This is a genomic window from Streptomyces sp. NPDC050388 (genome assembly GCF_040655635.1).
Lineage (GTDB): Bacteria > Actinomycetota > Actinomycetes > Streptomycetales > Streptomycetaceae > Streptomyces.
The window spans coordinates 1-9397 of record NZ_JBFAKH010000150.1; the positions used below are offsets into that span (position 1 = coordinate 1).

Annotated in this window: 8 protein-coding genes; 4 read left to right on the plus strand and 4 right to left on the minus strand. The window is 72.2% G+C overall.

The annotated features are described in order from the left end of the window. Nucleotides 1-161 precede the first annotated feature (161 nt). On the minus strand, nucleotides 162-1346 hold the full coding sequence (gene nadA, locus AB0I73_RS38700; protein WP_363045092.1) for a quinolinate synthase NadA: 1185 nt from the start codon (nucleotides 1344-1346) through the stop codon (nucleotides 162-164). Nucleotides 1347-1706: 360 nt separating this feature from the next. Between nadA and AB0I73_RS38705 the strand changes: the two genes are divergently transcribed. Next, nucleotides 1707-2063: an iron-sulfur cluster assembly accessory protein gene (locus AB0I73_RS38705; RefSeq protein WP_109377461.1), complete on the plus strand. Its 357-nt coding sequence runs from the start codon at nucleotides 1707-1709 to the stop codon at nucleotides 2061-2063. Between the two features lie 116 nt (nucleotides 2064-2179). Here AB0I73_RS38705 and AB0I73_RS38710 read toward each other — a convergent pair whose 3' ends face one another. Further along, nucleotides 2180-3787 carry a hypothetical protein gene (locus tag AB0I73_RS38710; RefSeq protein ID WP_363045096.1) on the minus strand — a complete coding sequence of 536 codons (1608 nt, stop codon included), beginning with the start codon at nucleotides 3785-3787 and terminating at the stop codon, nucleotides 2180-2182. Between the two features lie 884 nt (nucleotides 3788-4671). Then, the gene (locus AB0I73_RS38715; RefSeq protein ID WP_109377462.1) at nucleotides 4672-4881 is read right to left on the minus strand and encodes a hypothetical protein; all 210 of its coding nucleotides are present in this window, start codon (nucleotides 4879-4881) and stop codon (nucleotides 4672-4674) included. A 130-nt stretch (nucleotides 4882-5011) separates the two neighbouring features. Between AB0I73_RS38715 and AB0I73_RS38720 the strand changes: the two genes are divergently transcribed. Further along, entirely contained in the window at nucleotides 5012-5986 is a 975-nt protein-coding gene (locus tag AB0I73_RS38720) for a carbohydrate kinase family protein (protein WP_363045093.1), read from the plus strand. 39 nt (nucleotides 5987-6025) lie between these two features. Here AB0I73_RS38720 and AB0I73_RS38725 read toward each other — a convergent pair whose 3' ends face one another. Continuing rightward, entirely contained in the window at nucleotides 6026-7417 is a 1392-nt protein-coding gene (locus AB0I73_RS38725; RefSeq protein ID WP_363045094.1) for an aminotransferase class V-fold PLP-dependent enzyme, read from the minus strand. 433 nt (nucleotides 7418-7850) lie between these two features. Between AB0I73_RS38725 and coxB the strand changes: the two genes are divergently transcribed. Then, a complete protein-coding gene (gene coxB / locus AB0I73_RS38730) occupies nucleotides 7851-8768 on the plus strand; it encodes a cytochrome c oxidase subunit II (protein WP_363045097.1) in 918 nt (305 codons plus the stop codon). Then, the coding region (locus tag AB0I73_RS38735; protein ID WP_363045095.1) for a cbb3-type cytochrome c oxidase subunit I at nucleotides 8765-9397 on the plus strand (633 nt) is incomplete at its 3' end. The genes coxB and AB0I73_RS38735, both read left to right, overlap by 4 nt.

Consider the following 9397-nt stretch of genomic DNA (forward strand, 5'->3'; position numbering starts at 1 on the left):
GCGGCCGGGCCGCGGGCGCCGCGCCGCGCCCCACGCCGAACGCCTCGCAGGGCGCAGGTGGGACCAGGGCGAAAGTCCCGGCACGGCGCGGTGAAGCCGGAAGCCCCGGGAAGGGTCGGCAGACCCGGGCCGGTGCTCCCGGATTCAGGCCGGGGAGCACATCAAGGCAGCGCCAGCATCCGCTCCAGGGCCAGCTTGGCGTACTCCTCGGTCTCCTTGTCGACCTCGATGCGGTTGACCAGGGTGCCCTCGGCGAGGGACTCCAGGGCCCAGACCAGGTGGGGGAGGTCGATGCGGTTCATGGTGGAGCAGAAGCAGACCGTCTTGTCGAGGAAGACGACCTCCTTGCCCTCGGGAGCGAAACGGTTCGCCAGTCGGCGCACCAGGTTCAGCTCCGTGCCGATGGCCCACTTGGAACCGGCCGGGGCCGCCTCCAGCGCCTTGATGATGTACTCGGTCGACCCGACGTGGTCGGCCGCGGCCACGACCTCGTGCCGGCACTCGGGGTGGACCAGGACGTTCACGCCTGGGATGCGCTCGCGCACGTCGTTGACCGAGTCCAGGCTGAAGCGGCCGTGCACCGAGCAGTGGCCGCGCCACAGGATCATCTTCGCGGCCCGCAGCTCGTCCGCCGTCAGCCCGCCGTTCGGCTTGTGCGGGTTGTAGACGACGCAGTCCTCCAGGGACATCCCCATGTCCCGCACCGCCGTGTTGCGGCCGAGGTGCTGGTCGGGGAGGAAGAGGACCTGCTCGCCCTGCTCGAAGGCCCAGTCGAGGGCGCGCTTCGCGTTGGAGGAGGTGCAGATGGTGCCGCCGTGCCTGCCGGTGAAGGCCTTGATGTCGGCGGAGGAGTTCATGTACGAGACGGGCACGACCCGGTCGGCTGTGCCGGCCTCGGTCAGCACGTCCCAGCACTCCGCGACCTGCTCGGCGGTGGCCATGTCCGCCATGGAGCAGCCGGCCGCGAGGTCCGGCAGGACGACCTTCTGGTCGTCGCCGGTGAGGATGTCGGCGGACTCGGCCATGAAGTGCACGCCGCAGAACACGATGTACTCGGCCTGCGGGCGCGCGGCGGCCTCCCGCGCCAGCTTGAACGAGTCGCCCGTGACGTCGGCGAACTGGATGACCTCGTCGCGCTGGTAGTGGTGGCCGAGCACGAAGACCTTGTCGCCGAGCTTCTCCTTGGCGGCGCGGGCGCGTTCCACCAGGTCCGGGTCGGACGGCGAGGGCAGGTCGCCGGGACACTCCACACCGCGCTCGCTCCTCGGGTCGGCCTCCCGGCCGAGAAGCAACAGGGCGAGGGGCGTCGGCTGTACGTCGAGCTCCTGGGTCTGGGCGGTGGTCACGACACGCACCCTTTCTGTTCTGCGGCTCGCCGGGCAGTGAGGAACGGCCCGGCGGGACAAGCGGGACACCGGTTCGACGACTTCTCGTCGAATTGACGCTATTTATCATATCCGGTTCACGTCACTTTGACGACGGCCATAGCGTCCGTGTGACGTGAATCCCGGCGCCTCGCCGTTCATTCCCGAAGCCCGCCGGAACGATTCCGAAGGGGCGTCGCATGGACCGGTTTCCGCCCGCCGGGGCGTGTGCGAGCATGAAGACGGAGCCGAGAGAACAAGCTCCCGGCCCGGAATGAATCCGCGCCCCCGCCGGTTGCAACCGTCGGCAAGCAGTCTCCGTACAACCCGGGAGAGATGTAGATGTCCGTATCGGACGAGACCACCACCGCCACCGACGGCATCATCGTGACCGACGCCGCCGCGGCGAAGGTCAAGGCGCTGCTCGACCAGGAAGGCCGTGACGACCTCGCGCTGCGCGTCGCCGTCCAGCCCGGTGGCTGCTCCGGCCTGCGCTACCAGCTCTTCTTCGACGAGCGTTCCCTCGACGGCGACGTGGAGAAGGACTTCGACGGGGTGAAGGTCGTCACCGACCGGATGAGCGCCCCGTACCTGGGCGGCGCCACCATCGACTTCGTCGACACCATCGAGAAGCAGGGCTTCACCATCGACAACCCGAACGCCACCGGCTCCTGCGCCTGCGGCGACTCCTTCAGCTGAGCCGGGCCCTTCCCGTCCGGGACCCCTTCCGGACGGAACGGCACGGCGCATGACGAAGGCGGCGACCTCCTCCGACGGGACCGCCGCCTTCGTGCTGTCCGGACGTTCTCAGCGCTTCATCGCGTCCTGCCGGAGGAGGGCGCTGTGGGCAGTCGCGCGCCGTCCTTGTGCAGCGGCACCGGCTCGCCGTCGGCGTCCACCACCTCACGGGTGCCCAGCGGCGCGTCGAGCCGCACCGTCTGCTGGTACTGCTTGGCGATCAGGATGCACACCTCGTCCGGCCGGGACGTCTCGGTCACGGTGACGGTGACCCGGCCCCCGCGCTCGCTCGCCGTCGCCTCGTAGTCGGCGCACACCCCGCCCGTGAAGGTCACCGTCAACTCGCTGCCCTCGGCGGTGTAGCCCTCGACCCCGACCTCGCGCGTGGACGGCGCCGAGGTCGGCTCGTCGCCGTCGCCCGGCTCGGCGGGCCGCCCCGGGCCGGACGCCCCGGGCCGCTCCCCGGAGGTGAGGTACTCCGGATCGACCGCGGGGTAGGTCACCGTGCCGCCGTCCTGCGAAGCCGTCGGACGCGTCTCGAACAGCCAGGACGGTACGAGCGTCTGCCGCCCGTCCACCGAGTGCGCGGCCAGCCCGAACACCGCCTCGTCGACGGTGACCGTTTCCTCGGCCGGCAGGGGCGTCGCCGTGACACACGGCTCCGACTGCTCCTGCTGCTCACCCTCCAGAGGTACGGGAGTGGCGCAACCGCCGATCTCCGCACGGTCGCCGGCGCCCGGTGCCGTGTTCATCTGCTCCAGCGCCTTCTCGGCGCTCACCACGGGGTACGTGTCCCCCTTCACCGGCGTCGACAGCCGGCCGCTGCCGCCGACGACCACGCCCCCGACGCCGACGACCACGCCGGTCGTCCAGCCGTGCGTCGGCAGCCCGCCGACCTCGGGTTCCGCGTTCACCACCCGCTTGAGGCCCATGACCTGGCTCGCGTCGAGCTTCGCGTCGTCCTGGCCCAGCGCCTTCAGCACGGGCGCGGCGGCCTTCCGCGCGGCCTCCTCGGTCGCCGCCGGGTCCCCGCCGATCGGCGGGGTCCGGCACGTGTCGCCCTTGCAGTCGTCGGTGCCCTGCGCGTACCGGCTGAACGTCCAGGTGCCGGGGGCGTTCCGGTCCACCCGCAGCGTGGGCCCGCTGCCGTCCTTGCCGCCGATCCGCCAGGAGTCGCCCTCCGCCACCGGCTTCCCGTCGACGTCGAGCGCCTTTGCCAGCCTGACCACCTGCGCCTCGGTGATCTGCCCCCGGGCGTGGTAGACCGGCGCCGAGTCGGGGCCGTCGGGGAGAGCGCCGTCGGCGCGGTAGGCGGCGCCGTACGGGTTGGGCTCACCGGGCGCGATGCCGTGCGGCCCGCCCCCGGCGTAGGCGTCGAGGGCGAGCGGCGGGGGAGTGGCGTCCCCGTTCGCCCCCGGAGTCGCACCGCCGCCCGACCCGCCGGCGGCACTGGCGGCGAGGTGGGCCCCGCCGCCCCCGACCAGCAGCACGGCCGCGGCCACCGACGCGACCAGCACCGGCGACCGCCGCCACCCGGCCCCACCGTGACCGTCCCCACCACCGTCTCCGCCACGACCGGCGCCCTCGGACTCCGGGCGGACGGCCGCCTGCGGGGCGGCGGTCTCCGGGGCGGCGGGTTCGGATGTTCCCGCGTCACCCCCCGGCCCCCCGGCCCCGCCGCCCACGGCCTCCGGCTGCCCGTCCCGGTCCGGACGGGTCCCACCGGGTTCGCTCCCGGGTGCCTCGGGCTCGCCCCCGGGGGTCTTCGCGCCCTCGGGCTCCGGCGTCGACGGCTCGGCGGTGCCGGCCCGCGTGGCGTCGGCCTTCGCGTCGCCGGCCTCCGGGGCCCTTGCCTCCTGTTCTTCGCCCTGCTCCCGGTCGGCCGTCGGGGGCTCGCTCTCCGGAGCCCGGTCCTTGCCACTGCCCGCCTCCGCGGCCGCGGTCTCCGGTGCGGGGCTGTCCGCGCCGTCCGCCGAGGGGGCCTCGGGCTCGCCTTCCGGGAGCTTCGTGTCCTCGGACTCCCGGGGCTGAGGCCCGGCGGTGCCGGCCTCCGCGTCGCCGGAGTCCGGGCCTTCGGACTCCGGCTGTCCGGCCCGGGGGCGGGTGGTCTGCGCGGGGCCGTTCTCCGGGCCCTCGCCGCCGTCGGCCTGCGGGGCGGCTTCTCCCGCCGGGACGGTCCCCGGGCCCTCCGCCGACGGCTCCGGCGCCTTCCCGGCATCGGTCTCGACGGAGGCCTCGGGCGCGGCGGAGCCGGATGCGGGGGTGCCCGGGGCCCGCTGCTCCGGGGCGTCCTTCGTCGCGCCGCCGGCCGAAGCGCCCCCGGTGTCGCGCGCGCTGCCGGAGGCCCTGGCCCCGGCGTCGTCGTCGTTGTCGGGCCGCTCGGTGTTCACCGCATCGCTCCTTCGGCTGCACAGCTGTCCCTGAAGACCCTTCCCGGTCGCACCGGGACCGCTGGTGGGTCGTATCCCGTGTCCCCTTTACGGGGGACGGCGATGGGACGCAGCGGGGGAGCGCACGGTTCCCGTCCGGTTTCCCCGGGAGCCGTGAACCTGGCCGGCGGGGGTCCGACTCAGTCGCCGTAATCCGACATCGCGTCCAGCAGCCGCGCCGAGGACGACGGCACGGACACGCCGTGGATCAGGGACGGAGGCACCGGCCGGGTGTCGCCGCGGTCCGGCGCCGTCCAGCGGGAGGCCATCCGGGCGCAGTCGCCGCGCAGCGACTCCAGGTCGCCTTCGAGGTCGGCCTGCGTGGGGGCGTGGACCTTGAGGTTCGTCATGGCGGCACCGTACGCATGTCGAAGGTCACGAAGAAAGATCTACTATCGGGTAGTTTTGTCGGCTTCTGGTGGACGGCTCGCACCCGGTAGCGTGGGGTGTCAATCCCCCTCCCTCAGGAGAGTCCACGCCGTGCGCATCGCAGTCACCGGCTCCATCGCCACCGACCACCTCATGACGTTCCCCGGGCGCTTCTCCGACCAACTCGTCGCGGACCAGTTGCACACGGTCTCGCTGTCCTTCCTGGTCGACCAGCTCGACGTGCGCCGGGGCGGCGTGGGCGCGAACATCGCCTTCGGCATGGGCCAGCTCGGCACCCGGCCGATCCTCGTCGGCGCCGCGGGCTCCGACTTCGACGAGTACCGGGCCTGGCTGGACCGGCACGGCGTCGACACCGCGTCCGTCCGCATCTCGGAGACGCTGCACACCGCCCGCTTCGTGTGCACCACGGACGCCGAGCACAACCAGATCGGCTCCTTCTACACGGGCGCGATGAGCGAGGCCCGGCTGATCGAGCTGAAGACCGTCGCCGACCGGGTGGGCGGCCTCGACCTGGTCCTCATCGGCGCCGACGACCCGGAGGGCATGCTCCGGCACACCGAGGAGTGCCGCTCGCGGGGCATCCCGTTCGCCGCCGACTTCTCCCAGCAGATCGCCCGGATGGACGGGGAGGAGATCCGCATACTGCTGGACGGGGCGACCTACCTCTTCTCCAACGAGTACGAGAAGGGGCTCATCGAGACCAAGACGGGCTGGACCGACGCCGAGATCCTCGCCAGGGTCGGCCACCGCGTCACCACCCTCGGTGCCCGGGGCGTACGCATCGAACGCGCCGGTGAGGACCCCGTCGAGGTCGGCTGCGCCCAGGAGGAGCGCAAGACGGACCCGACCGGCGTGGGCGACGCCTTCCGCGCCGGGTTCCTGTCCGGACTGGCCTGGGGCGTCTCACTGGAGCGCGCCGCGCAGGTCGGCTGCATGCTCGCCACCCTGGTCATCGAGACCGTCGGCACCCAGGAGTACCAGCTGCGCCGCGCCCACTTCATGGAGCGCTTCGCGCGGGCCTACGGCGACGAGCCCGCGGCCGAGGTGCAGAAGCACCTGGGCTGACGTCCTCCTCGGGCTCCCCGGCCCGAAGCGAGCGCGCGCTCAGGAGAGCCGGCGGACCACATAGGCCGAGCCGTGGTCCGCCGGCTCCTCGCCCACGTACTCCTGCCCGCGCATCTCGCACCACGCCGGGATGTCCAGCCGGGCCGCCTCGTCGTCCGCGAGGACCCGTACCGTGCCGCCCACCGGCACGTCGCCGATCACCTTGGCCAGCTCGATCACCGGGATCGGGCAGCGCCGGCCCAGCGCGTCCACCACCAGGGCGCCGCCTCCCCCGTCGACGAGCTCCGCGGCCCCCGACGCCACCGGGGCCCCCAGCTTCTCCCGCACCTCCGCCACCACCCGGGGCAGGACGGTCAGGAACCGCTCGACGTCCTCGGAGTCCGCCCCCGGCGGCAGCGAGACGCGGACGTTGCCCTCGCTGAGCACCCCCATCGCCCTCAGCACATGGCTCGGGGTGAGCGTGCTGCTGGTGCACGAGGAGCCGGACGACACGGAGAAACCCGCGCGGTCCAGCTCGTGCAGCACCGTCTCCCCGTCGACGAAGAGACACGAGAAGGTGACGATCCCCGGCAGTCGCCGCCGCGGATCGCCGACCACCTCCACGTCCGGCACCAGGGCCGGCACCCGCGTCCGGATCCGCTCCGTCAGATCCCTCAGCCGGGCCGCCTCCTCGGCCGCCTCGGCACGCACCGCCCGCAGCGACGCCGCCGCGGCCACCACCGCCGGGATGTTCTCGAACCCGGCCGCCCGCCCCGACTCCCGTTCGTCCAGCGGTCCCTGGGGAGCGAACCGCACCCCCTTGCGCACCACGAGCAGCCCGACCCCCGACGGGCCGCCCCACTTGTGGGCGCTCGCCGTGAGCAGCGACCAGTCACCCGCCACCGGCCCCCAGCCCAGTGACTGGGCCGCGTCCACCAGCAGCGGTACGCCGGCCGCCCGGCACGCCTCGGCCACCTCGGCCACCGGCTGCACGGTCCCCACCTCGTGGTTGGCCGACTGGAGGCAGGCCAGCGCGGTGTCCGGCCGCAGCGCCTGTGCGTACGCCGCGGGATCCACGGCGCCCGTGCGGTCCACCGCGACCTCGGTGACCGAACCGCCCCCGGCCCCGTGCGCTTCCGCCGTATGGAGGACCGACGAGTGTTCGACCGCGGACACGATCAGGTGCGATCCGACGCGTCGCCGCCCGGCCAGCGCCCCCTCGATCCCGATGTGCACCGCCCGGGTGCCGGACGGGGTGAACACCAGCTCGTCCGGGCGGCATTCCACCGCCTCGGCGGCCGCCTCGCGCGCCGCGTCCAGCAGCAGTCGGGCCCGCCTGCCCTCCCGGTACAGCCGTGCGGGATCCGCCCACCCCTCGTCCAGTGCGGCCAGCAGGGCCTGACGGCCGACGGGGTGGAGCGGGGCGGCGGACGCGGCGTCAAAGTAGGCCATACGGCAACGTTAAGGCGTGGCCCGGCCGCCGAGCGGCCGGGGGCCGTGCCCCTCGACGGTTCCGCCACGGGGAGGGGCGAACGACCGGGATCTCCCGACCCACCGCGCCCCCACCGCACACCCGCCCGCCTGCCGAGTCCCCGGGCGAGCGGTACTTTCGGCGACGGGGCATCCCCTTTCCCTCCCTTCGGGGTGACGGGCGGCGCGTATGCCCCCCTCCCCGCGACCCCCCGGAAGGCGTCGGCTAGGGTTTGGTCCGCATAAACATCCAAACCCCTGCCCGACGCAGGGCGGCGACCGACCGGTGAGAAGGACAGGCCGCAGCCGTACAGCGCGGGCGAGACTCTCGGGAAGGCGCTACGTGAGTCCCAACGGCTCCGACCTCCCCCACGGCCTGAAGGGCGTGGGTGGTACCCCCAAGCCGCGGCGCCCGATGCAGCGGAAGCTGCTGCAGGCACTGACCGCGGGCCTGGTCCTGGCGACCGCCACCGGTTGCACATGGGAGGACTTCCCTCGCCTTGGTATGCCCACCCCCACCTCAGAGGGGGCCGAGCGAATCCTCTCCCTGTGGCAGGGTTCGTGGGCGGCCGCGCTCGCCATCGGCGGGCTCGTGTGGGGCCTGATCCTGTGGAGTGCTTTCTTCCACCGGCGCAGCCGCACCAAGGTCGAGGTACCTCCGCAGACCCGGTACAACATGCCCATCGAGGCGCTGTACACCGTGGTTCCGCTCATCATCGTCTCGGTCTTCTTCTACTTCACGGCCCGGGACGAGTCCGAGCTGATGAAGCTCGACAAGCCCGACGTCACCGTCAACGTCGTCGGCTTCCAGTGGAGCTGGTGCTTCAACTACATCGAGAACGTCGAGGGTTCCACCGGCGACGCCAAGACCGCCAAGGAACTCGACGGGGTCCCGGAACGCTACAAGAACGCCTTCCCGGCCAACGCCGGCGGTGTCAACGACTGCGGCACCCCCTCGACGCGGAACCCGCAGACGAACAACCCGGGCCCCACCCTGTGGCTGCCCGAGGGCAAGCGGGTCCGGTTCGTCCTGACCTCGCGGGACGTCATCCACTCCTTCTGGGTGGTGCCGTTCCTGATGAAGCAGGACGTCATCCCGGGCCACCCCAACGCCTTCGAGGTGGTCCCCAACCGTGAGGGCACCTTCCTCGGCAAGTGCGCCGAGCTCTGCGGTGTGGACCACGCCCGGATGCTGTTCAACGTGAAGGTCGTCTCCCCCGAGCGCTACGAGCAGCACCTCAAGGAGCTCGCGGAGAAGGGGCAGACCGGTTACGCTCCCGCCGGCATCGACCAGACGAGTCACGAGAGGAACAAGGAGGCGAACATCCTGTGAGCATCCTCAACGAACCCAAGGGTGCCGCAGCAGCTGTGGCCTCCCATGAGAACGAGCTGCCGGTACGGCGCAAGCAGCCCGGCAACATCGTGGTCAAGTGGCTGACGACCACGGACCACAAGACGATCGGCACCATGTACCTGGTGACGTCGTTCGTGTTCTTCTGCGTCGGTGGCGTCCTGGCGCTGGTGATGCGCGCGGAACTCGCCCGGCCCGGTCTGCAGATCATGTCGAACGAGCAGTTCAACCAGGCGTTCACGATGCACGGCACGATCATGCTGCTGATGTTCGCGACGCCGCTGTTCGTCGGCTTCGCGAACTGGATCATGCCGCTGCAGATCGGCGCGCCCGACGTCGCCTTCCCGCGGCTGAACATGTTCGCCTACTGGCTCTACCTGTTCGGCTCGCTGATCGCGATCGGCGGTTTCCTCACCCCGGACGGAGCGGCCAGCTTCGGCTGGACCGGCTACGCACCGCTGTCCGACGCGGTCCGCTCGGTGGGCGCCGGCTCCGACATGTGGATCATGGGCCTGACCCTGCAGGGCTTCGGCACCATCCTGGGCTCGGTCAACTTCATCACCACGATCATCTGCATGCGCGCGCCCGGCATGACGATGTTCCGCCTGCCG

Coding starts and splice junctions, on each gene's coding strand:
- coxB (WP_363045097.1), top strand. CDS start 7,851: ATGCAGCGGAAGCTGCTGCAGGCACTGACCGCGGGCCTGGTCCTGGCG.
- AB0I73_RS38715 (WP_109377462.1), bottom strand. CDS start 4,881: ATGACGAACCTCAAGGTCCACGCCCCCACGCAGGCCGACCTCGAAGGC.
- AB0I73_RS38705 (WP_109377461.1), top strand. CDS start 1,707: ATGTCCGTATCGGACGAGACCACCACCGCCACCGACGGCATCATCGTG.
- AB0I73_RS38725 (WP_363045094.1), bottom strand. CDS start 7,417: ATGGCCTACTTTGACGCCGCGTCCGCCGCCCCGCTCCACCCCGTCGGC.